The organism is Pseudomonas sp. Leaf127 (assembly GCF_001423155.1).
Classification (GTDB): Bacteria; Pseudomonadota; Gammaproteobacteria; order Pseudomonadales; family Pseudomonadaceae; genus Aquipseudomonas; species Aquipseudomonas ovata.
Genome location: NZ_LMOA01000003.1, coordinates 109,777 through 134,656, shown reverse-complemented (window position 1 = coordinate 134,656; position 24,880 = coordinate 109,777). Strand labels below are relative to the sequence as shown.

Here is a 24,880-nt window from a genome sequence, read left to right as displayed (position 1 = left end):
CGAAAACGACTAAACGATGACTATTACGATGAAGGCGATATAGTGCGCCTCCAGAAATGGCTTTTTGGCTTTTCTGCGTTTCGCTGCCCGACGCGCAAAGGACTTTGCTGCCAGGGGGCAGGCCCCGTCAGGGAACCCTCGAAACACACTTTCAAGCGTGAGGCCGTTCGGCCGCACCCTTATCAGGAGTCATGAATGTTGGAGTTGTTTAGAAGCCTCTGGGATTACCGGGGTTTCGTGTTTTCGTCCATTCGCAACGAGTTTTCCGCGCGTTTTTCCCGCAGTCGTCTGGGGGGGCTGTGGATGATCATCAACCCGCTGGCGCAAGTTGCAATTTATGCGCTGGTGCTCTCCAACGTGCTGGCTGCCAAACTGCCCGGCATTGAAAGCAAGTATGCCTACGCCCTTTACCTGATGGCCGGGATATTGGCCTGGAGCCTGTTCTCGGAAATCATCGGCCGCTGCCTGACCCTGTTCATCGACCAGGGCAACCTGATGAAGAAAATGCGCTTCCCGCGCATTACCCTGCCGGTGATTGTCGTCGGCTCGTGCCTGCTCAACTACCTGTTGCTGTTCGTGGCGCTGCTGGTGGTGTTTGCGCTGCTGGGCCAGTGGCCGCAATGGCAGATGCTCTGGCTGGTCCCCCTGACCGTCGTCGTCACCGCACTGGCGGTCGGCCTGGGCCTGATCATCGGCGTGCTCAACGTGTTCGTGCGTGATGTGGGCCAGGTGATTCCGATCCTGTTGCAGATCTGGTTCTGGTTCACCCCGGTGGTCTATCCGCTCAACATCATTCCTGATGAATTCAAAGGCTACATGGCCATGAACCCGATGTTCCCGATCGTCAGCGCCTACCACGACGTACTGGTCTACGCCCGGGCGCCGGACCTGCAAAGCCTCGTAATGACCGCGGCGATTGCCGTGGTGCTGCTGGGACTCGGGTTGTTCATGTTCCGCCGCGCCGCACCGGAAATGGTGGATGTCCTATGAGCCTGTTGAGCGTCAACAACCTGGGCAAGGCCTACCGCACCTATGCCAGCGAGCTGCAACGCATCGCCAGCTGGTTCGGCGTGCCGGTCAAGGCCCGCGAAGAGCACTGGGTGCTCAAACACATCAGCTTCAACATCGAGCCGGGCGAGGCCATCGGCATCGTTGGCCAGAATGGCGCGGGCAAGTCGACCCTGCTGAAAATGATCACCGGCACCTTGCAACCCACCGAAGGCCACGTGCAGGTCAATGGCCGCATTGCCGCGATCCTGGAACTGGGCATGGGCTTCTCGCCCGACCAGACCGGCCGCCAGAACGTCTACCACGCAGCCGGGCTGATGGGCTTCAACGCCGACCAGATCGACACGGTCATCGACGACATTGCTGCATTTGCCGAAATCGGCACGTATTTCGACGACGCCGTACGCACCTACTCCAGTGGCATGCAGATGCGGGTGGCCTTTGCCGTGGCCACCGCATTCCGCCCCGACATCCTGATCGTCGATGAGGCGCTGTCGGTCGGCGACAGCTACTTCCAGCACAAAAGCTTCGAGCGCATCCGCGAGTTCCAGCGCCAGGGCACCACGCTGCTGATCGTGTCCCACGACCGGGGCTCGATCCAGGCCTTGTGCGACCGGGCGATCCTGCTGGAAAAGGGCACCGTCATCAAGGACGGCAACCCTGAAGAAGTGATGGACTTCTACAACGCGCTGATCGCCGAAAAGGAAAACTCGACCGTGCAGGTCCGCGAGCTGGACGACGGCTCCGTGCAGACCCGCTCCGGCAGTGGCGAGGCCAATATCGGCCTGGTGACCCTGCACAATGCCGCCGGCGAGCGTATCGAGTACGTCAGCGTCGGCGAGCCGGTGTCGCTGCGCATCCAGACCCAGGTCAACAGCGCCATTCCCGAACTGGTGGTGGGCTACCTGATCAAGGACCGCCTCGGCCAGCCGGTGTTCGGCACCAACACCCATCACCTGGGCTGCACGTTGCATGACCTGCAGGCGGGCGAGACGCCGGGGTATTCGTTCAACTTCATCGCCAACCTTGGCGTGGGGTCCTATTCCGTGGCCGTCGCCCTGCACACCACCGACAGCCATCTGGCACGCAATTATGAATGGGTGGATTTAACGCTCGTGTTCAACGTAGTCAATATTTCGCAAAGCGAGTTCGTCGGCCTGGCCTGGATACCGCCGAGCGTGGAGTGCCAACGATGAGTGGGCTTTTCTATCGTGCCTTTGAAGACCGTCACCGCGGCTCGCGTGAGTTGATCCACGAGCGTCAGCAGATCTATGTGCCGTTCCTTGAACCCCTCAAGCAGCTCTACCCCGAGCGCAAGGCGCTTGACGTCGGCTGCGGGCGTGGCGAGTGGCTGGAAATCCTGCAACGCAACGGTTTCGACCCCCTGGGCGTCGACCTCGATGCCGGCATGCTCCAGGCCTGCCATGACCTGGGGCTGCCGGTCGAGCAGGGCGATGCGCTGGAGATGCTCAAGCGCATGCCCGACGAGAGCCTGGCCGTGGTCTCGGGTTTTCATGTCGCCGAGCACATTCCGTTCGATGTCCTCAAGGACCTGGTCAGCGAAACCATGCGGGTCCTCAAGCCCGGCGGATTGCTGATCCTGGAAACGCCCAACGCGGAAAACCTGGTGGTCGGTGCCCAGTATTTTTACCTCGACCCCAGCCACGAACGGCCGATCCCGCACCTGCTATTGAGCTTTCTGACCGAATACTGCGGCTTCGAACGCTCCAAGGTGCTGCGCCTGCAAGAGCCGGCGCCGCTGGTCGAGGGCGACGAAGTCAACCTGGTCAGCGTCCTGTTCGGCGTCAGCCCGGACTACGCCATCGTGGCCCAGAAGCAGGCGCCTGCCGAGCAGATGCAGACCTTCGATGCCGCCTTCGAACGCGATTACGGGTTGTCGCTGGACCTGCTGGCCACCCGTTATGACCACCAGGTTTCGCGCTCCAGTGCCCAGATCGAGCATCTTGAAGCCGCTGTTCGCGAGCTGGCAGCGCTTAATGCCAGCCATCACGCCCAGCTGCATGAACTCAGCCAGCGTGCCGAGCAGGCGCACTTGCGCTGCCAGCAGATCGAAGAGTTTGCCGTCGGGCAAGTCGAGCAGCGTCATCTTGAGTCCCTGCGCGTCAATGCCGAGATCGAGCATATGAGGGTGCAGAATCAAGCCTATCAAGCGCAGATCAGCGCCTTGCTGAGCAGCAGTTCCTGGCGCCTCACCCGGCCGCTACGCGTTGGCCTACGCGCAGCGCGCTGGGGGCTCAGGTTGCCCAAGCGGGGCATGCGCTCGGTCCTGTTCCGTTCAATGCGTTTTGTGCTTGACCGGCCGGTACTGACCCTGCGCGTGAACGCGCTCATCAAGGCCCATCCCGGCCTGTTCCAGAAGGCCAGGCAGTTTGCTCTGGACCATGGCTTCATCGAGCCGTCTCTGAGCGAGTTGAATCCAAACATCATGCAAGCCGATGAAGACGAATTCGCGCACCCGAGCCCGCGAGTGGCTCATGTCTACGCCGAACTCAAGCAAGCTTTTGAGCGCAAGGAAAACCGTTGATGCGTATTGTCATCGATCTGCAAGGCGCACAGTCCGATAGCCGCTTCCGGGGTATCGGCCGCTATTCGCTGTCTCTGGCCCAAGCCATGGCCCGCAACGCCGGCGAGCATGAAATATGGCTGGTCCTCAACGGCCAACTGGCCGACAGCCTCTCCGATATCCGCACCGCCTTTGCTGGCCTGGTCGAGCCGCAACGTATCCGCGTGTTCTCCGTGCCAGACGCCGTCAGCGCCAACCCCAGCCCCTGGACCGTGCAGGCGGCCGAAGTGCTGCGCGAAAGCTTCATCGCCGCCCTGAACCCCGACGTGGTGCTGGTCAGCAGCCTGTTCGAAGGCTACCAGTCCAACGCCGTTACCTCGATCGGCGTGATTGCGACCCGTTACCAGACCGCGACGGTGCTGTATGACCTGATCCCGTTGCTGAACAAAGAGGTGTACCTGGGCACGCCGGAGCTTGAGGCGTACTACCAGCGCAAGATTGACTGGCTGAAGAACGCCGACACGCTGTTGGCCATCTCCGACTCTTCGCGCCAGGAAGCCATTACCTGCCTGGGGATCGATCCGCAGCGTATCGACAATATTTCGGCCGCCATCGGTGAGCAATTCAAGCCCGATGACGACCTGCCTGGCCAGGCCGAACGGCTGCAGCGGCTGGGCATCAAGGCGCCGTTCATTCTCTACGCGCCGGGCGGTTTCGACCCGCGCAAGAACTTTGCGCGCCTGCTTGAGGCCTACAGTCGCCTGTCCCAGAACCTGAAAAGCCGCTATCCGCTGGTCATCGCCAGCAAGCTGCATGCTCCGCAGCGGGCCGAGTTGCAGGCGCTGGCTGAAAAGTTCGCCATACGCCCCAACGAGCTGGTACTGACCGGGTATGTCAACGACCAGGACCTGATCGGCCTGTACTCGCAAGCCACCGTGTTCGTGTTTCCATCCGTGCACGAAGGCTTTGGCCTGCCGGTGCTCGAAGCCATGGCCTGCGGGGCGGCGGTCATCGGCTCCAACAGCAGCAGTGTGCCTGAGGTCATCGGCTGCGATGAGGCCTTGTTCGACCCGCTGTCGGTCGAGTCCATCGCCGCCAAGCTGACCCAGAGCCTGGAAGATGAAGCGTTCCGCCAACGCCTGATCGACAGCGCCCGCCAGCAATGCATGAAATTTTCCTGGGACGCGTCGGCCAGAAAAGCCATTGCCGCACTTGAACTGCGCCATCAGCCGCGTCCGGCCGAGGCGCAGGACACCGCACCTGACGAGTTGCTGCAGCGCCTGGTGGCCTTGACCGACACCGTCCCCAGCGATGCCGAGCTGTTCCGGGTTGCCAAAAGCATTGCCTTCAACGTGGCCGGTGCCGGGCAGCGGCAACTGCTGCTCGACGTCTCCAGCATCGTGCAAAAGGATGCCAAGTCCGGTATCCAGCGCGTGGTCCGCAGCCTGTTGCACGAGTTCCTAAGCGCCCCGCCCGAAGGCTTGAATGTGCGCCCGGTGTATTACGCCGAAGGCCGCTATTACTATGCCAATGCCTTCACCTCGCGCATTCACCCGCCGTTTCCTGACACCGAGGACGCGCTGATCGATTTTGCCCAGGACGACATCTACCTGTCCCTTGACCTGAACATGCACCTGGCCAATCAGCTTTACCCGCTGCATCACCAGATGCGCCTGATGGGCGTGCAGATCAGCTACATCGTCTACGATCTGCTGCTCCACCATCGCCCCGACTGGTGGCCAGAAACGACCGGCGACATGTTCAATGACTGGCTGCACAAGATCGCCCTGGCCGGCAGCAACCTGATCTGCATCTCGGCTGCGGTGGCCACCGAACTGCAGGCCTGGCTGGACACGCACCCCGAGCTGTATGCCGGTAACCAGCCACGAGTGAGCAGCTTTCACCTGGGTGCCGACATCGACAACAGCCTGCCATCCACCGGCCTGCCGGACGACGCGCCGCAACTGCTCGACCTGCTGCGCCATCAGCCCAGCTTCCTGATGGTCAGCACCATCGAGCCGCGCAAGGGTCACGCGCAGGCCCTGTCGGCGTTCGAGACGCTGTGGGCGCAGGGGCAGCAAGTCAACCTGGTCATCATCGGCAAGCGTGGCTGGCTGGTCGATGCCCTGGTGGCGCGGCTGGAATCACACCCGGAAAAAGGCAAGCGGCTGTTCTGGCTCGAAGGCATCAGCGACGAATACCTGGAAAAGGTCTATTCGGCTGCCACCTGCCTGATCGCGGCCTCCGAAGGAGAAGGCTTCGGCTTGCCGCTGATCGAGGCCGCCCAGCACCACATGCCGATGATCATCCGTGACCTGCCGGTGTTCCGTGAGATTGCCGGCGAGCACGCGTTTTACTTCAGCGGCCTGAATCCCGCCGACCTGAGCACTGCGGTCATCGCCTGGCTGGAGCTGTACCAGGCCGGCAACCACCCGGCCTCGTCCGCCATGCCATGGCTGACCTGGGAACAGAGTGCGGAGCAGCTCAAGGCACAACTGGCCTAATCTTCCGGGCCCGCCCACGCCGAGGCGTCTATGCGCCACGGCGGCACCCTGTGGATGTCAACGACAGCTTCATCAGTCTGGTGCCAGGCCCGAGATCCTGGGCGACATCCAACCGGTGGGAGGCGGCTCTGCCGGCGATGAGGCCAGCAAGGCCCATACACCTGCTGCGTCTGACACACAGCCATCGCCGGCAAGCCGCCTCCCACAGTCCGGTGTCAGGCACAAGATCCTGGGCGACATCCAACCGGTGGGAGGCGGCTCTGTCGGCGATGAGGCCAGCAATGCCCATACACCTGCTGCGCCTGACACACAGCCATCGCCGGCAAGCCGCCTCCCACAGTCCGGTGTCAGGCCCGAGATCCTGGGCGATATCAACCCTGTGGGAGGCGGCTCTGCCGGCGATGACGCCAGCAAGGCCCATACACCTGCTGCGCCTGACACATAGCCATCGCCAGCAGAGCTTGTGCCTCCCACAATCTGGTGTCAGGCACGAGATCCTGGGCGACATCAACCCTGTGGGAGGCGGCTCTGCCGGCGATGAGGCCAGCAATGCCCATACACCTGCTGTGCCTGACACATAGCCATCGCCGGCAAGCCGCCTCCCACAGTCCGGTGTCAGGTACAAGATCCTGGGCGACTCAAGCCTGTGGGAGGCGGCCCGCGATGAGGCTAGCTCACCTCAGCCTGGCAGGTGGGGTGTCACTTTGCGAATGCCCAGGCCTTGAGCACAAAGAAGTTGAGCACCGGCACGATGAAGATCGCCGCCAGCAGGCTGAACAGATAGTGCACCTGCAACAGCGTACCGATGTAGGCAATCAGTAGCGTCAGCCCCAGTGACAGCAGCGAAGCCACGAAAAACCGGTAGTACTTGTACAGGCTGATCGAGGTCTTGAAGGTGTAGGTGCTGTTGAGGAAATACGACACCAGATTGGCCAGCATGAAGGCGACACCGTTGGCCAGCGTCGGGGAGAAATGCAGGAGTTCGACGCACACGACCACGGCGGCAGCATGGATCAGGGTGTTGCACACCCCGATCACGGCGAAGGTCATGAACTGCAGGTTCATGAGGGACTTGATGGCGTTCACTTAGCTGATGATCTCGCGAATGATGTACACCGGCCGGCGCTTGCTTTCGGCAAAGATCCGGCCCATGTACTCGCCCAGCACACCGATGCCGATCAATTGCACGCCGCTGGTGAACAGGATCGCGATCATGATCGACGCATAACCGGGCGTGTCGATACCGAAAAACAGGGTCTTGAGGATCAGGTAAATACCATACAGAAACGCCAGCGAAGAAATGGCAAAGCCCAGGTAGGTCCAGACCCGCAAGGGCACCGAGCTGAAACTGGTGATGCCCTCGATGGCGAAGTTCCACAGCTTCCAGGTATTGAAACTGGTGTGGCCGTGCTCGCGTGCGGCCACCTTGTACTCAAGGGTGGTGGTTTTGAAACCGACCCAGGCAAACAGCCCCTTCATGAAGCGGCGGCTCTCGGGCAATGCCTTGATGGCCTCGACCACCTTGGCATCCATCAACCGGAAATCGCCCACGTCGGCAGGAATGTCGATGTCCGAGATGCTGTTGTGCAGGCGATAGAAATAGTTGGCGGTGACCCGTTGCACGGCGCGATCGGTGTCGCGGTCCGTGCGCTTGGCCAGCACGACTTCAAAGCCTTCTTCCCATTTTTGAATCATCTCGATGACCATCTCGGGCGGATGCTGCAGGTCCGAGTCGATCGGCACGACAGCATCGCCACTCGCGTGGTCAAGACCGGCCGACAGGGCGGCTTCCTTGCCAAAGTTGCGCGAAAAATCGATCACCTTGATAAAGGACCAGACGGCCTTGGCCTCAATCAGCTTTTCCAGGGTCTTGTCACGGCTGCCGTCATTGACGGCCACCACTTCAAGATCGTAGCGATCCTGAACGTGCAGCCTGAGCGCCTCGATCCGTTCAAAGAACGCGAACACGCCGTTTTCTTCGTTATAGAACGGGGCGACCAGAGAGATTTTCTTGCGCGCGGCAGAGTTCATACGACTTATTCCTTGGACTCATGGGCTTTGCAGACAAAAGCAAAATCAACGCGATTGCAGTGGAGGGTCACGTTGGCCGGGAACAACGGCGTGATCGACTCCACCGATCCATAAACCGACTGGTTGAAAACAAAGGCTGAACGGGCCCGGTCAGCCTGGCTTATTTCAGTCTGCAGGCTGGCCGTGTCGCACGGTGGCTGGTGCCGGGCGATATAACCGGTATTGAGGGTCAGGCCGCGTTCGGCGCTGTAACGCATCATGGGCATCAGGGTCTGCAGAACATCAGGACTCGGGCAGCGGAATTTCGGATAGAAATACAGATGGGCCGCCTGCGGGCCAAGTTCCTTGTCCCACAACGCGGTGGTCAGTATCTGGCTGGGCGGCCGATTGATCGTGTCGACGAAGTTATGCCGGACGCTGCGCAGATCCATCACTTGTACAAACAGTAACGCCAGCATCAGACCCGCAAATACAACCCGGCGGGTGTGACGGTAGAGCATGACGACCGTGAACACGATGATGCAGTACCCGACCGGCCAGAAGAACCGACCCGAAGCCCGGAATTGCGAAGTCAGGATGTCCATGAAGGCCGGGTAATTGAGTGTCAGCACCTCGACAGTACCGAAATAGATCCGGTTCGACAGGGCATAGAGCGTGAACAACAGCATCAGGATGAACAGCGACCGATGCCGGGTAAACGTAGGGCTCGGGTGGGTCTGGTGCACACGCAGGGCGATCAGGAAGGCAAGGATCACGCCCAGGCCCAGGTAGTTATAACCCTCGCCCTGACCCGGCATAGAGGCATTCGGAATACTCATCAGGCTGGCACCGGCAATGGGCGACAGCAGGTTCATCGAGTAAACGCCAAAGCCACCTTCAGGCGCGACGGCTTCGCGTGGCAGCGGCAACACGGTAATCAGCAGACTCAGGCCGATCACCACCACCGGCAGCGCTGACCAGGCGAGCTGCCGCAGGCTCTGGTAGCTACGCACGGTGAAAAAGGTCGCGATGTAAATCGCTGTCGCCATGGTGAACAGGTAGATGTTCAGGTAGAACGCCATCGCCAGCCACAGTGTCCAGGCCACCGGCCTTAACTGCGACAGCCGTGCCGAGCGGATGTACAGCGCCAGCGCGCCCAGCACGATCCACTGCGAAAACAGCGAGGTGTGCGGCACCCGGGCCAGAAACGCCGGTGACAGGATGAACAGCACCACCAGGGTGATCAGTGCCAGCCATGAGGCGATGCGCAACTCCTTGAGGATCCACCAGGCACACACCGCCTGCAGGACAAACGCCAGGCCGATCCAGACGCCGAAGGGATTGAAGGGCGCAACATGCGCCGGCACGAACACTTTCAATAACAGTGAGTACAGCGGCAACGCATCGAGAAACGTAATGCGTGTGCCCACCGGGTAGTTGAAACTGTCGAACGCCAGCAAGGGCCAGCTGAACGGTGCCTGGAAATACGCATTGAAGCCGGAGATGTACTGCGTGACATCCTCGGTTTCGGTATTCCAGTACGACGACGTGCCGAGCAGAAAACCGTCAGGGAAATAGCGGAGTATGAAAAACACCGCAATTCCGATGGCGATCAACAACCCGACCCACCCGGTCGATTTCAATTGGTTGTCACGCATTGCACATCCTATGGGGCAGGGGAGGCGATAACAGCACATGACGTCAGGCAACCGTGCATAACGTTATTGTCATCGCGTGTACAAGCACAGCTATTAATGCCCTGTTGATCAGGGCATTCGTGCGACTTGAAAGGGGCGGCAGGATACCAGAGAACTTACACACTCGACATGAGGGACGTGAGGCGACCCTGCGCCTCACGTGCAATTGAACAGGTCAGTGCTGACAGAGCGACCTATTGATATCAGACATAGCGCCGACCCTGATCGTCGTAGTCATACTCGTCGTCATCGTCATGATCATCGCCCTTGAACACTGCCGGACCGTCCATGGTCAACAGCACCGAGCCGTTGTTCCAGGTCAGCCAGGGTGTGGCTTCGCTGCCCCTTTCTGAGGTGACGCCCGAAGGGCTGAGCACGATGTGATCCTGATCGATCTCGATCAGGCCGATCACATAGGTGTAGATGCCGCTGCTGACCTTGCGGCCGAAGAAGCCTTTCTTGCCATCGGGGAAATCGAATGCACACTCGACCACCTGATCGCCATATTCCATGCGCATTCTGGGCTTGAGCGAGGCCACCGAAACGTTACCGTTGTTCACCGCCGAATAGACGCTGCACACCAGCGCGACCTTGCCGCCCAGTTGCCTGGAAATGTGCGGGTTAATCTCGACGGTTTCCTGTGCCGGTTGCGAGGCACTGGCCTGGACCACATCGCCGGTGTGGAACACGAACGGATAGAGATCGAAGGCACCGCGTTTTTCCGGGGCCTGGATGATCGACATCTTGCCATCGGGCCGCAGAATGCCGATGCGCAGGTCCAGGTCGTCGTTGTCCCGGCCATCGCCATTATCGATCCAGGTGGCACTGACCCGAATGGCCCGTGGGGCGCTCGGTCCCTTGTCCAGCGTGACCTTGTGGGTCGCCCCGGGTTTATCGAGGGTGATCACCGACTTGGTGATGTTCACTGTCGGGGCTGGGGCTGGGGCTGGGGCTGGGGCCGGGGCCGGGGCCGGTGCTGGTGGTGCTGGCTCCGGTTCCTCGACATCGATGCCGTACAGCCCGCACAGCCCCGCCAGACCGCTGGCAAAGCCCTGCCAGACCGAACGTGCCTTGACCTGGTCATTGCGCACGTACAATTCGAGCACAATGATTCCGGTTTCCGCGCTGAAGGCACCCGGGGCCAGTTCGAGCACCTGAGTCCCTGTCGTCACCTGCGCCTGCAAGGCCTGGACCTCGGCAAAGCCTGCACTGCCGCCATCCTGGGTCAGGGTAATGGCGATTTTCGAAATACCGGCCGGCAACCGGGCAAGGTCGAACCGAATGCTGTGGCTGACCGTACCGCCCGCTGTCACCGGGTCAGAAAACGTAGCGGCGCCCGAGGCATGTACCGGCGCATTGAAGAACACCATGCCGCTGTCATCAAGCACCTTGCCACTGTCAGTGACCAGAAACGCAGTCAGGTTGACGTCCAGCCGGGCATCGGCGCCGTGGGTCACCACGACCTGGCCCTGGGTTTGATCGAGGGTTGTGTTTTCACCGGGTTTGAGGCTTTGGCTCACGGCTGTTTCCCTGTTCCATGGAGAGGCTGCCGGGCGGTCTACCGCTCCAGCTGCGAATGGCGTTACCGCGCGATGGTAGCGCCTGCTTTCCGGCCAAGGCCAATACTTTACTCAGGTCGGTGGAAGGCTGCTCTGGCTCAGTCACAGACGCCGCAGGTATATCGGCCTTGCTGGCCTCATCGCCGGCAAGCCGCCTCCCACAGGATTGATGTTGTTCTGGATCTTGTGCCTGGCACTGGACTGTGGGAGGCAGCAACTGTCTGGCGATGGCGATGGCGATGGCGATGGGGCAGGCGCAGCAGGTGTGTTGGGCTTGCTGGCCTCATCGCCGGCAGAGCCGCCTCCCACAGGATTGATGTTGTCCTGGATCTCGTGCCTGGCACTGGACTGTAGGAGGCAGCTCTGCTGGCGATGGCTATGTGACAGACGCAGCAGGTGCACCTGTACTGCAGAGCAGCCTCCTGCTAAGGCTATTTACAACTGATTGGCAAAGCGGCCCACCGCGCCGACCACTTGCCTGGCGCCTTCCTGGATTTCGACGATCACCGAGCCTGCCTCGTTGGCCAGCGCCAGGCCCTGTTCGGCCTGGCCGCGGCTGTTGGCCATGCCGCGTACCGCTTCGTCGGTGAGGTTCTGGTTCTGCTGCACCACCGTGACGATCTCCTCGGTAGCGGCGCTGGTACGGCCAGCCAGTTGCCGCACCTCATCGGCCACCACGGCAAACCCGCGCCCCTGTTCGCCGGCGCGTGCGGCTTCGATGGCGGCATTGAGGGCCAGCAGATTGGTTTGCTGGGCAATACCCCCAATGGTCTGCACGATCGAGCTGATCAACAGCGACTGCTTGCCCAGCGCCTCGATACCCGTGGACGCCGACTGCATTTCTTCAGAGATCCGGCGCATGGTCTGCACAGTGTTCTGTACCACTTCGGCACCCCGTCGGGCGCTGACATCCGTTTTCTGGGAAATCTCGAACGCAATGCTCGCCGCCTGGCTGACTTCTTCTTCGCGGGCCACCTGGTCGGTCACCACTGTGGCGAACTTGACCACCTTGTAGAGCTTGCCCTGGGCGTCATGCACCGGGTTGTAGGTGGCTTCCAGCCAGACGGGGCGGCCGTGGCTGTCGACCCGCTTGAAACGGCTGGCGACGAACTCACCCCGGTTGAGGGTGGTCCAGAAATCCTTGTAGCCGCTGGAAGCAACCTCGCCCGGGTCACAAAACAGGCTGTGGTGCTTGCCCTTGATCTGCGCCAGCGTGTAGCCCATGCCGTGCAGGAACTGCTCGTTAGCGGTCAGCACATGCCCGCTCAGGTCGAACTCGATCACCGCAGTAGAGCGCAGCAAGGCCTGGATAAAGGCGGCGTTCTCGGCGGCTGTGTCGATGCTTTTGCTGATGTCCGAACCACGACAATGAATGCTCTGCAACTGTCCGGTCTGATCCATGATCGGCTGCCAGATGGCGCTGATCCAGGCCAGGCTACCGTCGGCCCGCAAAAAGCGATACGTATCGGTCACCGCCTCACCTTTCTGCACTCCCAGCCTGAGGTTGCGGTAGCAATCGAGCTGCTTGACGTAACCGGGCACCAGGTCGTCCATCGGCTTGCCCAATAACTGATCGGCCCGATAGCCGAGCATGCGCAGGAATCGATCGTTGGCATCGACAATATGAAACCGGGTATCCAGCGTCAGGCTTATCAGGCAGGCATCAACGCCTTTTTGCATTTGCCGGTACATCGACAACTCGGACTGCAGCGCCTGTAACTCCGTTTTCAAGCGAGAATTGAACATGGCAACACCGACGATAATGAGAGGGGACACTCTGTTATCGGCAAGCGTAGTCGGGGTTTTAAAAATACCGGCCATAGAATGCAAAAAGCCTCGAATAATCGAGGCTTTTCATCATGAACCGACGCTTACTGATCAGTGCCGGCCTGGCAGCTGAGCAGGTCTTCGTCTTCGATCACGAATTTTTCCGACGCGCTGATCTTCTGGCCTTCGACGATGCACTCGTCGGCGTCTTCATCCACCAGGCGCACATCCCATTTGCCCGGTTTGACATTGGTCAGGCTCAGGACCATACCTGGCTTGAGTACTTGCTTGCCCAAGTGGTCATCACCCCAGTCTTCCTGGCTGGTCGGCGCGAAATAGATCTCGTGGATTTCCCAGGACGACTTGTTCTCGATCTTGATCGTTGCAGCAACAGCAGGCACGGCTTGCATCAACAGGATCGACGCGCCAATAGCAGCAAGGGCTTTCTTCATGGGATTCTCGAACGAGGAGGGGAGTGATATTGAATCGCCATAATAATAGCGAAAACCTGCCCTGTCGCGGGCCGGATGAAAGAAATCATCCGGCTTGCCCACCTCGCGTGACCTGGTTACCCGTAGGAGCGCGCTTGCCCGCGACCGAGTGCGCAGCGCTCGCAAAATTTCAGAAACGCTACAAATTTACGACTGTAAATCTGCGAAACGCTACAAATTTACGAGCGCTAGCGCACTCGGTCGTGGTGGTCCGGCATTCCGGCAAGCGCGCTCCTACTACACCTTGAACACTGCGCGATCTGATTACTTCGGCAAGCGCCCGTAACGGTCTTCGAAGCGCACGATATCGTCCTCGCCCAGGTAGGCACCGGACTGCACTTCGATCAGCTCCAGCGGCACCTTGCCCGGGTTGGCCAGCGAGTGCTTGACGCCCAGCGGGATATAGGTCGATTGATTCTCGGAGAGGATCAGCTCCTGCTCGCCACAAATGACCTTGGCGGTGCCGGATACCACGATCCAGTGTTCAGCGCGATGGTAGTGCATCTGCAGCGACAGGCACTCGCCCGGCAATACGCTGATGCGCTTGACCTGATAACGGTCGCCCATGTCGATCGTGTCGTAGTGACCCCACGGGCGATTGACCAATGGATGAGTGACAAACTCCGGACGCTCTTCGGCCTGCAGGCGCTTGACCACATCCTTGACCTGCTGGCTGTCGTGCTTGTTGGCAACCAGCACGGCATCCTTGGTCTCGATGACAATCAGGTCCTCGACGCCGACCGTGGCCACCAGACGGTGGTGCGACTGCACCAGGCAGTTATTGGTGTCGATCGCCAGCACATCGCCTTCGAGGCGGTTGGCGTTGGCATCGTGCGGGCCCACATCCCAGATGGCCGCCCAACTGCCCAGGTCGTTCCAGCCGGCATCGAGCGGCACGACCAGCCCGGCGCCGGTGTGCTCCATGACCGCGTAATCCACCGACTCGTCGGCACACAGCGCGAACTGCTCGGCCGGCACGTGCGAGAAGTAACTGTCGACCTGAGCGTGTGCCAGCGCTACGCGGCAGGCATTGAGGATGTCCGGGCGATGACGCTCCAGCTCGGCCAGAAAGACCGAGGCGCGGAACATGAACATACCGCTGTTCCACAGGTAGCTGCCAGACGCCAGGTATTCAGCCGCCAGTTCAGGCGACGGTTTTTCCTTGAACGCCGCAATGGCAAAGCCGCCCTGATCGATGGCCTGGCCGCACTGGATGTAGCCAAAGCCGGTTTCCGGATGCGTCGGGGTAATGCCGAAGGTCACCAGGCGGCCGGCCTCGGCATGCGCCTGGGCCACTTGCACGGCCTGACGGAAGGCGTCTTCGTCATGAATATGGTGATCGGCGGCCAGCACCAGCAGCACAGGATCCGTGCCATCGGCGGTCGCTTCCAGCGCAGCCAGGGCGATCGCCGGTGCGGTGTTGCGCGCCAGCGGTTCAAGAATGATGCGGCGGCTGCCGATCTTCGCCACGCGCAATTGCTCGGCGACGATAAAGCGATGATTCTCGTTGCTCACCACCACGGCCGGGGAATGCTCCAGGCCTTGCAGGCGCGCCAGCGTGCGCTGAAACATCGTTCCCTGGTCCTGACCGTCCAGTGCCAGGAACTGTTTAGGGAAGCTCTGTCGCGACAGGGGCCACAGACGCGAACCACTACCGCCAGCCAGAATTACGGGGGTGAACATAGAAACTCCATTCCTTAGCCATGAAGGCGTCATGAGGCCGGCATTATCCGGGGGCTGTAATAGGGATGCAATACACGCTCAATACGCCCGCGCGCGAGTACGACCTTCAAAACGCCCGGAAATTTCCCGTATGGCCTGATGTCAATGCATATCCAGCCAGTCAGCACATGGTAGTCTGCGCGCCCTGCCTGGCAGCGCCTGCAGTGATTGGCCCGAATTGACGCTATTCGCCGCCGAAATACCCTGAACATCGCGATTCAACCGATTGAAGTAGAGAACAGCAAAACATGGATATAGGCTTGAGCTGCACCGTCTGGGCCGGTGGCGCACGAACGGGACATCTGGACGGTATCGGTATCTATTCCCAGGCACTCTGGCAAGGCCTGACGGCCCTGAGCCAGGATAACGCGCTGCGCATCAAGCCCTATGCCTTTGGCAAGAACCTGCCGCCCATGCCCTTTGGCGCACCGCAAGTGCTGGCCAGGGACTTTCGCATCCATGCCGTGCTCGGCGGGGTGCTCAAATGCCCCCTGAGCCGCTCGGCCGACATCGCTCGCGACGTGCAGTTGTTCCATGCCACCGACCACCATATTCCGCTGATCCGCGGTGTGCCGACCATCGCCACCATCATGGACGTGATCCCGCTGCTGCATCCGGAGTGGATCAAGCAAGACCTCAAACGCCTGAAAAGCTGGCTGTTCGTCAACAGCATCCACCGCGCCGACCACATCATCACCATCTCCGAATACAGCAAGCAGGACATGGTCACGCACCTGGGGATCGAGCCTGAGCGCATCAGCGTCACCCCGCTGGGCGTGGACCCGGTGTACTTCCAGCGCGTGGAAGACGCCGAGCGTGAAGCGGTACTGGCCAGGCATGGCCTGCAGCCGGGCTTTTTCCTGTCCATCGGCACCCTGCAACCGCGCAAGAACCTGCTGCGGGTGCTCGACGCCTTCGAGCAATTGCCCGCCGAGGTGCGCCAGCAGCATCCGCTGATCGTGGTCGGTCGCGATGGCTGGCACAACGAAGCGCTGCTGCCCAGGCTTGAAGCGCTGCAACAGCGTGGGGAAGGGCGCTGGCTGAGCTACCTGCCGCAAAGCGATGTATTCGCCCTGTTGCAAAGCGCCGGCGCCCTGGTGTTTGCCTCGCTGTACGAAGGTTTCGGCCTGCCGGCCATCGAAGCCTTTGCCGCGCAGTGCCCACTGATCGCCTCCAACAGCACCTCGCTGCCGGAAGTCACCGGCGAAGCCGCCTGGCCGGTCGACCCCAACAATGCCGACAGCATCAGCGCCGCCATGCAGGCCGTGCTGGCCCAGCCTGAAGAACGCGCCCGCAAGGTCCGCCTCGGCCTGGAGCGCGCCCGCCAGTTCACCTGGAGCGCCTGTGCACAGCAGACGCTGGACGTGTATCGAAAGGTACTGGCGCAAAAGCACTGACGCGCAAACCGGCTGCGCCTGCCCCACAGCCATCGCCAGCAAGCTGCTTCCCACAGACTGGTGCCAGGCCCGAAATTCAGGGTCACATCAAACCTGTGGGAGGCTGCTCTGCAGGCGATGAGGCCAGCAAGGCCCATACACCTACTGCGCCTGTCACACAGCCATCGCCAGCAAGCTGCCTCCCACAGTCTGATGCCAGGCCTGAGACCCTGGGCGACATCAAACCTGTGGGAGGCTGCTCTGCAGGCGATGAGGCCAGCAAGACCAACACACCTGCTGCGCCAGTCCCATAGCCATCGCCAGCAAGCTGCCTCCCACAGTCTGATGCCAGGCCTGAGACCCTGGGCGACATCAATCCTGTGGGAGGCGGCTTGCCGGCGATGAGGCCAGCAAGTCCAAAACACCTGCTGCGTCTGCCCGATAGCCATCGCCAGCAGCTTGCTGCCTCCCACAGATGCTGTAGTGCTGCCTCCCACAGGTCTTGTGCCAGGCACAAGATCCGGGGCGCTTATCAAACCTGGGGGAGGAGGCAGATCAGCTTGTGAGAGGGGCTCTTTCAGCGAATCCCGGTCGGGGCCGGCTTGGCCGGTTCCTGGGCCACGGCGGTGCCGCCCAGCCACACATTGACGCTGTCGACACTGTCCTGCGGCGGGCGACCGGCCCAGCGGTTCAGGATGAACAGGTTGGTGATGAAATCGTACTGCGCCTTGAGCAGGTCACGCCGTGCCTTGAACTCGGTCTGCACGCTGTTGAGCACATCCACCGCATTCACCACGCCATACTTGAACGCCTGCTCGGCAGCATTGCTCGACTCCTTGGCCGACTCCAGTGCGTTCTTGTTGGCGCGCACCTTCTCGACACTGGAAAACGCGGTCAGGTACGAATTGGTCGTCTCCTTGACCACCTGGCGGCGCGCGGCCTCAAGTTCCTGCTCGACCGCCAGTTGCTCGTCATACAGACCCCGCACCCGCGCCGAAGTGGAGCCACCGCTGTAGATCGGCACCTTCAAATTGATACTGGCTACATAGCTGTCAGTGCGGTTGGTCAGCGTATTGTCGTAACCGACGTCACTTTGCTGACCACTGAGGCTGAAGCCCAAGGTCGGATAATGCCCGCCTTTGCCCTCGCGCACGGCCGCATTGGCAACCTCGACGTTGCTTTCACGCGACTTGAGCATCGGGTTGCTGTCCATCGCTTGCGCGACCCAGCTTTCCAGCGAGTTGCCCGGCACCTGAAAGGCAATGTCGTTACGAATACGGCTCAACGGCTCAACAATTGGCCGCCCCACCAGCTCCGATAACGCGGCTCGCGTGATGCGCACCTGATTGCGTGCCTCGATCTCCTGCGCCGCCAGCAAATCGACCCGCGCCTTGAGGTCCAGCACATCGGTCTTCTTGGCAAACTGACGCTCGTACAGCGCCGACACCAGGTCCAGGTTCTTCTGTGTGGCACGCCGCTCGGCCATCAACAGCTCCAGCTCGTCATCGGCCGACAGCGCAACAAAGTAACGCTGGGCCAGATCGACCGTGGCTTCCGCCTGGGCATCGTCGGCCTGCTGGCCCTTTTGCTTGGTGACGCTCTTGGACTTCTGATAGCCCTCCCAGACCGCCTTGTTGTACAGGTGCTGGGTCAGGCTCAGGCCATAGCTGGAGTTGTTATAAATCTCGCGCTCTTCAGCCTTGCGCAGTACCCGGTTGAAACTGCCGCTGGCCGACACCTGCGGCAGCAACGTACCGAAGGCCTCACGCTCTTTCTCGACCGCCGACTTGGCACGCAGGTAGGCTGCCAGAACACGCGGGTCCTCAAGGCGCGACTGTCGAAACAGCTCCATCAGGTCGACGGTCTGCAGCGATTCACGAGTGACCTGAGGCGCATCCGGCTGGGCGGCCTGGGCTTGGGGAACAGTCAGGCCCAAGGCCAGAACGAGTGGTAATAAACGCAGCACGGTCACTCCTCGATCATCGATTTGGCCAAGACGTTGCGAGCTGGCTTGAGCAAATACTCAAGCATCGTGCGGTCACCAGCATTGATCAGCACATCGGCTGGCATGCCAGGCTGCAGCCTACGGTTTGCAAGCTTCTTAATACCATCATCCGTGAGCTTCACTCGTACCAGATAGTAAGCTTCGCCGTTTTGTTCGTTAGTCAGACGGTCAGCAGAGATACGAACGACGGTGCCCTCAATCACTGGAGTTGTGGCGCTATTAAAGGCACTAAAGCGAATGTCAGTCAGCTTACCCAATTCGACACGGTCGATATCCACTGTCGAAATATGCGCTTCGACAACCAGTTCGGAAGACTCCGGCACGATGTCCAGCAATGGCGTTGCAGGGCTGACCACACCACCAACGGTGTGCACCTTCATATCCAGTACCATGCCGTCTTCGGGCGCGCGGATTACAACTCGTGACAGGCGGTCCTCAAGGGCTGATGCCTTCTCCTGAAGGTCGAATACCTTGGCTTGTACATCGCTCAGTTCATTCACTACATCAGAACTGAATTTCTTGTTCAGTTGTACGATCTGAAGTTCGGTCTCGCTGATCTGCAACTGGGTTTTGGTGATCGTCGATTCATGGTCAGCCACCTCAGACTTGAGCATGTCTAACCGACGCTCTTGCTCGAGTAATCGCTGTTTTTCGACGAATCCCTGTGCCAGCAAAGGCTTGAGTTCGCTGATTTCACTGCTGTAAGAGCGTTGCAAGCTGCCCTTTGTGCGAATCATGTCCTTAAGGCCAATGATCTGCTGCTTCAACTGGCCGATACGCTCTCGCTGTACAGAGATCTCTCCCTGCCTGGAGAGCTTGCGTGCCCTGAATACCTGTGCCTCGCCTTCAATCGCTTCTTGCGCACGCTGGCTATCAGTATCTTTAATGACTAACGCAGGTATTTCGTCAAGATCATCGCGCTCGGCCCGCAAGCGTGCTTCCTTTGCCTTGGCAGAAACCAACTGGTTGCGAGTGGATTCATATTCAGCACTTAGCTGTGCTTCATCCAAGACGATCAGTGGGTCGCCTTTATGTACCGTGTCACCGTCACGTGCCAGCAACTCCTTGACAATACCGCCTTCCAGATGCTGAACCGTCTTCCGATAGCTCTGTACCGTTACCACACCGGTGCCGTATACAGCGCTGTCCAGTGGCGCGAAGGCTGCCCAAGTACCAAAAAGGCCGAAAGTCACTAGTACGATTGTCATCCCGATGCGGCGAATACCGCGATCGGAAGTCGGCATATCATCAGATTGCTCATCGGAATGCTTTTCGAGCACATTCACTGCTTTACTGCTCATCTACAAATTCCTTTCACGCGCCAGGTTGCGCGGGAGCAACGTCGGTACCGGTTGAGGCCGTTTTCTGTTGAGCCTGAAGTTGCGCTGCTTTGGCCTGCTGCTGAGCGAGTTCGGCAATTACCTGTTCGCGTGCGCCATACATGCTTATGGTGCCATTGCTCAACACCATTACCCGATCAAGGCGTGACAGGATGCTTGGTCGGTGCGAGATGATGAAAACCGTGGCGCCGGTTTCCTTGACCTTCTGCAAGGCCACGCTCAATGCACGCTCGCCGACATCATCCAGGTTGGAATTGGGTTCATCGAGCACGATCAGGCGGGGACTGCCATACAAGGCACGTGCCAGGCCGACACGCTGACGCTGGCCACCCGACAGGTTGATGCCTTCGCTGCCGATCACGGTGTCGTAGCCATCAGGCTGTTGCAGGATCAGTTCATGCACACCGGCCATACGTGCAGCCAAGACAACCTTGTCAGGATCAACCTTGCCGAAGCGGGCAATATTATCGCTGATGGTCCCTTCGAACAGCTCGATATCCTGGGGTAGATAGCCCAGATGCGGACCAAGAAGCTCTTTATCCCAACTGCTTATATCAGCTCCATCCAGGCGGACCGTACCACCCTTTGGAGTCCATATGCCCAGCAGCGCACGAGCCAAGGTCGACTTGCCTGCACCGCTAGGACCGACGATACCTACGATACTGCCGGCTGGAGCCACGAAGCTGATATTACGAATGACGGCAGATTTTGCACCTGGTGGAGAAACCACCAGATTCTCGACCTGAATATGGCCCTCGGGGTCAGGCAGTGTCATGCGCTGAGGCTCAGCGTTAAGGTGTTCCATGGTCTCGTTCAAGCGCTCATATTGCACGCGTGCTGAGATAAACCCTTTCCAACTACCAATCATTTGGTCGATAGGTGAAAGCGCACGTCCTAGCAAGAGCGAACCTGCCATCAGCAAACCAGGGTTCACTTCATGAAGAATGACCAAGTACGCACCGATAGCCAGCATCATTGATTGAGCCCACAACCGGAATATCCGAGAAATCGAGCTGATAACACTGCTTTTGTCACTGGCATTGGACTGCAGTACCAAAACGCGCCGCTGCCGCTTGGCCCAGCGCCCCATAAGGGTATCGAGCATACCCATTGACTCGATGACCTCGGCGTTGCGTAGCGTTTTGGTGGTCTGCAAATTAGCGATCACGCTTTGCTGGTTAGCGTCCGCAAGAGCTTTACCTGTGTAACGCTGATTCAGAAAGGCCAGCACAACCAAGACAATTGCAGACGCAACGGTCATCCAGCCGAACCAGGGGTGGAAAAGGAACATGACAGCGGTATAGATCGGCAGCCAAGGCGCATCGAAAAAGGCAAAAAGACCGTTACCTGTCAGAAACTGCCTTAAGGACGTCAGATCATTCAGCGGCTGCGCCGATGCATCCATACCACCACTGTTGAGTGCTTTTTTAAAGCTGGCTCGGTAAACATCGCGGCTGAGCAAGACGTCCAAGCGGTTACTGATACGCACCATAATTCTTGAACGAACCCATTCCAGAGACCCCAAGGTCAGCATCAGGATGGTCAGAATCAGGGTCAACATGATCAGGGTTGGAGTGCTTGAGGTAGGCACCACTCGTCCAGAAACCTGGATCATGTAGAAGGTAGGAACCAGCATCAAGGCGTTTACGAACAGGCTGAAGAAGCCAACGGAGAGAAAACTGCTTTTGCAGAGCTTGAGGGCTGCCTGCAAATTATTTTCGTGTGAACGACTCATAGAATCCGTACTGATGAGGGGGCGGCAAAGGCGCGGCAGTGTAGCACCGGCCTTGGTGCAGGTGCAGCATTAGAGGGCCATCAAATTAACCAAAGCGCTGTTAAACACAAGTGAATATTTCCCCAAAAGCATTGGCAAGCGTCTGAAAAAATGCCAAGCGCCGCTTCTTAACTTCAAAAAAAGTTCCATTTTTCTTGTGAAAAATGCAAATAGCAGTCTTAGGTGCGCGCTAGAGGGGGCTGTCTTAGCGAGCCTGCCACCACTGAGGATCCTGCATAAGCAAATAACGCCGCGGCATAACTTGCATGTCGCGCTACAGCAATTATCAGCAGCTCTCCATGACATATACAAACCTGTGGTTCATGAGGACAGCGTTCGCCATCATTTGTTCCGTGGGGAGAAAAATAATACCAAGCGTTTTTTACCTGTGGGCGGGTTCGAAAGGGCCCGAAAGGCCGGAATCCTTGCTTGGGAGGCGATGTCGTACGACGTCGAGCATGCGTCGACTGGGCTGCGGAGACGCCTTGCGGGTAGTAGCCTCGTCTTAGGTCAAGATGAACATGCATTGCACTATCACAGGTCAGTTTTCGATGGCAGGCTCATCTCGAGGCAGGGAAAATTTCCCACACCGCCTATGGAATTTTCCTATCAAGTCAATTGACTTTTCCCACAAATGGATTACCCTCTCGACTTCGTGACTCGAACTGGGTCGCCTGAACAATTACATCTAGAGAAGTTGGTTAGCGGCTTCGACGCCGCTAATAGATGTAGCCGCTCAAGATGAGAAGGAAGCTTATTGAGTGCAGTCGCAAAAACACGATGGCCTGAAAATCAATTCCCGGATCACCCTGCTGGAACCGGGAATGTACATTTTCCGCTACGCCTCCCAGCCCACCGCTGAAAAAAGCGTCTGCATCGCCTTGCAGCAAGCGCCGCTGGGCAAGGGTGCGATCGATTTTTTTCCGGCTGAAGGCGTGAGCAAGAACATTCTCACCAAGCTGGGTGACTGCATCATCGGCCGTGTCAAAGGCGGCGTCACCACGGTTCTGATCACCGAGTACTTCTTGGCTAATCATGAAGTTGAGCCAGTGGATTTGCGTATTGATCGCATCGACACCTCGCCGGCCATCATGCGCAATCTCAAACCTAACATTTCTGCTCCAGACACTGCAGCCCTGCCCAGCACCGCTTCTGGTGCAGTCGTATTGACGTTGACCGGTCATATCGAACAAACCGGCGATGTCACGGTCATTAACCAGTGCCTGGGCGATGAAGCCGGGCAAAATCGCCTTGAAGGCTTTGCCATTAATTGGGCAAACAAGCCTCAAGGTATTGATCTGGCTTACACCACCACGCTGGCAGGTGCAGGCCCAGGCCAGAAAGTGACGACAGGTAGCTTCACAGGTGCTCGTAATAAAGCTGCAGCAATCGTAGCGGTAGGCTTCAGCCTGATTGGCGCAGAACGCGCCGACTATGAACTGGCCGGCCATGCGGTATTTGCTGGTGGCGAGCGACAAGCCATTGTGAGCGACCAGATGATTTTTGGACCCAGCGGCACTGAGCCTCTGGTTGCACTGAATTTAACGATTACTCCCAGAAACGAGATCAACGCCCTCCGCCATACATCTCTCAGGGAACAACCTGCGATTACGCAGACAGATAGCAACATAGGCCAATTGGCCTGATATGGCAGGATTTGACTCATGGCATTGCAATACGATACCCCAGTAACGAGCACTGAATTCGCAGCAGCACTGGCTACCAACACCAACATTTCCGACTCCACCGCTGCTGCTATCAACAGCGTACTGGGCCTGGATTCTTCGGCATCCCTGGTTGTAGCCGGCTGGAATGGCGTTGGTGCTGTCAATGCACCTGTTGGTCAAGTTATCGACGTTCTGTCGATCAACGTTGCTGGCACCGCCCCGGTTGATCTGACTCTGCCTACTGGCACTGAAAACGCTCCAGTTATCATCATCGACAGCGAAGCTGACGTGACCCTGACCATCGGCGACGACGCTGCTGCCTCGGCTCGCGTTGCTGGCGACGTAGCTGTAGCTGCCGTTGCTGACGTTGACGGTATTGCTCGCGTAGTAGTTGGCGGTAACGGCGACGACACCATCACCTACAACGGTACTGAAAACGTACTGGTAGCTGGCGGCGCTGGCAACGACACCATCACTACCGACAGCGGCGATGACGTCATCGTGACTGGCGAAGGTAACGACGTTATCGACGCAGGCACTGGCTACGACACCATCGAAGTGACTGCTAACTTCGCTGACTTCACCAAGTCGGTATCGGCTGACGGCGAAGCACTGGTTCTGACCGGTGTTAACGGTTCGGCTGGCAACAGCGTTACCGTAACTGGCGGCGAGATCGTAACCTTCGCTGGTGGCGAAACTCTGACCATCGTTGAGTCGCAAGAAGAAGCACAAGCTCTGAGCCTGTACCAAGCCCTGCTGGGCCGTGATGCAGACAAGGACGGCGCTGCTAACTTCATCAACGCTGTTGACGGTGGCGCTTCGCTGGAAGCCGTTGTTGGTGACTTCCTGAACTCGAACGAGTATCAGACCATCGAACGCACTGACTTCCTGAGCGACCTGTACACCGGTCTGTTCGGTCGTGAGACTGACGACACTGGCCTGAACGGCTGGCTGTCGGTGTTCGAACAAGGTGCAAGCCGTAGCGACGTGATCGCCGGTATCGCTGGTTCCGCTGAAGCCTCGGCTCTGAGCAACGACTCGTTCGTCTCCGCTCTGTACGAAGCTGCACTGGGCCGTGACACCGTAGGTGCTGAAACCAATGGCTGGATCTCGCTGCTGGAGTCGGGTGCTTCGCGCACTGACGTCGCCAACGACATCTTCGCCTCGGCTGAAGCCAACACCAAGACCAACACCGAGTTCGTTGACTCGCTGTTCGAAACTGTTGGTGGCGATGCTGCAACCAAAGCTGGCTACCTGCTGGCCCTGGAAAGCGGTGCTTCGCACGCAGACGTGGTTGTATCGGTCATCGGTCAGGCTGACCTGAACGCCGACGCTACCCACGTAATCGTGGTGCCAGGCGCAGTCTAATCACTGCTCCGCTGCAACAAAGCTGAACACCTCCAGCCGCAAGGCTGGGGGTTTTCAAAAAGGGGCAC

Annotated in this window: 16 protein-coding genes and 2 pseudogenes; 7 read left to right on the top strand and 11 right to left on the bottom strand. The window is 59.2% G+C overall.

Annotated features, from left to right (window positions below):
• Positions 1 to 195: 195 nt before the first annotated feature.
• From ASF84_RS04925 to ASF84_RS04910, 4 genes are read left to right on the top strand one after another with little or no spacing between them, the layout of a single operon-like run.
• Positions 196 to 990, top strand: a complete 795-nt coding sequence (locus ASF84_RS04925; protein WP_056835848.1) for an ABC transporter permease — start codon at positions 196 to 198, stop codon at positions 988 to 990.
• Positions 987 to 2,204, top strand: a complete 1,218-nt coding sequence (locus ASF84_RS04920; RefSeq protein ID WP_056835846.1) for an ABC transporter ATP-binding protein — start codon at positions 987 to 989, stop codon at positions 2,202 to 2,204. Before ASF84_RS04925 ends, ASF84_RS04920 begins: the two co-directional genes overlap by 4 nt.
• The gene (locus ASF84_RS04915) at positions 2,201 to 3,553 is read left to right on the top strand and encodes a class I SAM-dependent methyltransferase (RefSeq protein ID WP_056835843.1); all 1,353 of its coding nucleotides are present in this window, start codon (positions 2,201 to 2,203) and stop codon (positions 3,551 to 3,553) included. Before ASF84_RS04920 ends, ASF84_RS04915 begins: the two co-directional genes overlap by 4 nt.
• Entirely contained in the window at positions 3,553 to 6,036 is a 2,484-nt protein-coding gene (locus ASF84_RS04910; protein WP_056835841.1) for a glycosyltransferase family 4 protein, read from the top strand. Before ASF84_RS04915 ends, ASF84_RS04910 begins: the two co-directional genes overlap by 1 nt.
• A 699-nt stretch (positions 6,037 to 6,735) precedes the next feature.
• Here the strand turns inward: ASF84_RS04910 and ASF84_RS04900 are convergent.
• The 8 genes and pseudogenes from ASF84_RS04900 to ASF84_RS04870 all read right to left on the bottom strand — a co-directional run bounded on the left by ASF84_RS04900 (position 6,736) and on the right by ASF84_RS04870 (position 15,243).
• Complete coding sequence (locus tag ASF84_RS04900; RefSeq protein ID WP_056835875.1) at positions 6,736 to 7,101, bottom strand: GtrA family protein; 366 nt, start codon at positions 7,099 to 7,101, stop codon at positions 6,736 to 6,738.
• Positions 7,102 to 7,122: 21 nt separating this feature from the next.
• Entirely contained in the window at positions 7,123 to 8,067 is a 945-nt protein-coding gene (locus ASF84_RS04895) for a glycosyltransferase family 2 protein (protein ID WP_056835837.1), read from the bottom strand.
• A 5-nt stretch (positions 8,068 to 8,072) separates the two neighbouring features.
• Positions 8,073 to 9,704 carry a DUF6311 domain-containing protein gene (locus ASF84_RS04890; protein WP_056835835.1) on the bottom strand — a complete coding sequence of 544 codons (1,632 nt, stop codon included), beginning with the start codon at positions 9,702 to 9,704 and terminating at the stop codon, positions 8,073 to 8,075.
• 242 nt (positions 9,705 to 9,946) lie between these two features.
• Positions 9,947 to 11,263 carry a TerD family protein gene (locus ASF84_RS04885; RefSeq protein WP_056835832.1) on the bottom strand — a complete coding sequence of 439 codons (1,317 nt, stop codon included), beginning with the start codon at positions 11,261 to 11,263 and terminating at the stop codon, positions 9,947 to 9,949.
• Between the two features lie 474 nt (positions 11,264 to 11,737).
• Positions 11,738 to 12,169: pseudogene (locus ASF84_RS30090) on the bottom strand (methyl-accepting chemotaxis protein); the annotation flags it as partial.
• 150 nt (positions 12,170 to 12,319) lie between these two features.
• A pseudogene (locus ASF84_RS30085) lies at positions 12,320 to 12,982 on the bottom strand (PAS domain-containing protein); the annotation flags it as partial.
• Between the two features lie 191 nt (positions 12,983 to 13,173).
• The gene (locus ASF84_RS04875; RefSeq protein WP_056835828.1) at positions 13,174 to 13,521 is read right to left on the bottom strand and encodes a hypothetical protein; all 348 of its coding nucleotides are present in this window, start codon (positions 13,519 to 13,521) and stop codon (positions 13,174 to 13,176) included.
• A gap of 303 nt (positions 13,522 to 13,824) precedes the next feature.
• A complete protein-coding gene (locus tag ASF84_RS04870) occupies positions 13,825 to 15,243 on the bottom strand; it encodes a mannose-1-phosphate guanylyltransferase/mannose-6-phosphate isomerase (protein WP_056835825.1) in 1,419 nt (472 codons plus the stop codon).
• Positions 15,244 to 15,530: 287 nt separating this feature from the next.
• On the opposite strand from ASF84_RS04870, the gene ASF84_RS04865 reads away from it, so the two are divergent.
• Complete coding sequence (locus tag ASF84_RS04865) at positions 15,531 to 16,679, top strand: glycosyltransferase family 4 protein (protein WP_056835823.1); 1,149 nt, start codon at positions 15,531 to 15,533, stop codon at positions 16,677 to 16,679.
• Between the two features lie 556 nt (positions 16,680 to 17,235).
• Here ASF84_RS04865 and ASF84_RS04860 read toward each other — a convergent pair.
• From ASF84_RS04860 to ASF84_RS04850, 3 genes are read right to left on the bottom strand one after another with little or no spacing between them, the layout of a single operon-like run.
• Complete coding sequence (locus tag ASF84_RS04860) at positions 17,236 to 18,630, bottom strand: TolC family outer membrane protein (protein ID WP_056835821.1); 1,395 nt, start codon at positions 18,628 to 18,630, stop codon at positions 17,236 to 17,238.
• Entirely contained in the window at positions 18,627 to 19,964 is a 1,338-nt protein-coding gene (locus ASF84_RS04855; protein ID WP_056835818.1) for an HlyD family type I secretion periplasmic adaptor subunit, read from the bottom strand. Before ASF84_RS04855 ends, ASF84_RS04860 begins: the two co-directional genes overlap by 4 nt.
• A gap of 13 nt (positions 19,965 to 19,977) precedes the next feature.
• Positions 19,978 to 21,738, bottom strand: coding sequence for a type I secretion system permease/ATPase (locus ASF84_RS04850; protein ID WP_056835816.1), 1,761 nt, complete (start codon positions 21,736 to 21,738; stop codon positions 19,978 to 19,980).
• 863 nt (positions 21,739 to 22,601) lie between these two features.
• On the opposite strand from ASF84_RS04850, the gene ASF84_RS04845 reads away from it, so the two are divergent.
• Together ASF84_RS04845 and ASF84_RS04840 are read left to right on the top strand one after the other, a co-directional pair.
• Complete coding sequence (locus ASF84_RS04845; RefSeq protein WP_056835873.1) at positions 22,602 to 23,423, top strand: hypothetical protein; 822 nt, start codon at positions 22,602 to 22,604, stop codon at positions 23,421 to 23,423.
• A gap of 18 nt (positions 23,424 to 23,441) precedes the next feature.
• Positions 23,442 to 24,812: a DUF4214 domain-containing protein gene (locus ASF84_RS04840; protein WP_056835814.1), complete on the top strand. Its 1,371-nt coding sequence runs from the start codon at positions 23,442 to 23,444 to the stop codon at positions 24,810 to 24,812.
• Positions 24,813 to 24,880: the final 68 nt, after the last annotated feature.

Bases quoted from the DNA above. Each gene is read 5' to 3' on its own strand.
- ASF84_RS04900 (WP_056835875.1), bottom strand. From the start codon at position 7,101: ATGAACCTGCAGTTCATGACCTTCGCCGTGATCGGGGTGTGCAACACC.
- ASF84_RS04840 (WP_056835814.1), top strand. From the start codon at position 23,442: ATGGCATTGCAATACGATACCCCAGTAACGAGCACTGAATTCGCAGCA.
- ASF84_RS04865 (WP_056835823.1), top strand. From the start codon at position 15,531: ATGGATATAGGCTTGAGCTGCACCGTCTGGGCCGGTGGCGCACGAACG.
- ASF84_RS04850 (WP_056835816.1), bottom strand. From the start codon at position 21,738: ATGAGTCGTTCACACGAAAATAATTTGCAGGCAGCCCTCAAGCTCTGC.
- ASF84_RS04870 (WP_056835825.1), bottom strand. From the start codon at position 15,243: ATGTTCACCCCCGTAATTCTGGCTGGCGGTAGTGGTTCGCGTCTGTGG.
- ASF84_RS04845 (WP_056835873.1), top strand. From the start codon at position 22,602: ATGTACATTTTCCGCTACGCCTCCCAGCCCACCGCTGAAAAAAGCGTC.
- ASF84_RS04915 (WP_056835843.1), top strand. From the start codon at position 2,201: ATGAGTGGGCTTTTCTATCGTGCCTTTGAAGACCGTCACCGCGGCTCG.
- ASF84_RS04875 (WP_056835828.1), bottom strand. From the start codon at position 13,521: ATGAAGAAAGCCCTTGCTGCTATTGGCGCGTCGATCCTGTTGATGCAA.
- ASF84_RS04890 (WP_056835835.1), bottom strand. From the start codon at position 9,704: ATGCGTGACAACCAATTGAAATCGACCGGGTGGGTCGGGTTGTTGATC.
- ASF84_RS04855 (WP_056835818.1), bottom strand. From the start codon at position 19,964: ATGAGCAGTAAAGCAGTGAATGTGCTCGAAAAGCATTCCGATGAGCAA.
- ASF84_RS04925 (WP_056835848.1), top strand. From the start codon at position 196: ATGTTGGAGTTGTTTAGAAGCCTCTGGGATTACCGGGGTTTCGTGTTT.
- ASF84_RS04895 (WP_056835837.1), bottom strand. From the start codon at position 8,067: ATGAACTCTGCCGCGCGCAAGAAAATCTCTCTGGTCGCCCCGTTCTAT.
- ASF84_RS04910 (WP_056835841.1), top strand. From the start codon at position 3,553: ATGCGTATTGTCATCGATCTGCAAGGCGCACAGTCCGATAGCCGCTTC.
- ASF84_RS04920 (WP_056835846.1), top strand. From the start codon at position 987: ATGAGCCTGTTGAGCGTCAACAACCTGGGCAAGGCCTACCGCACCTAT.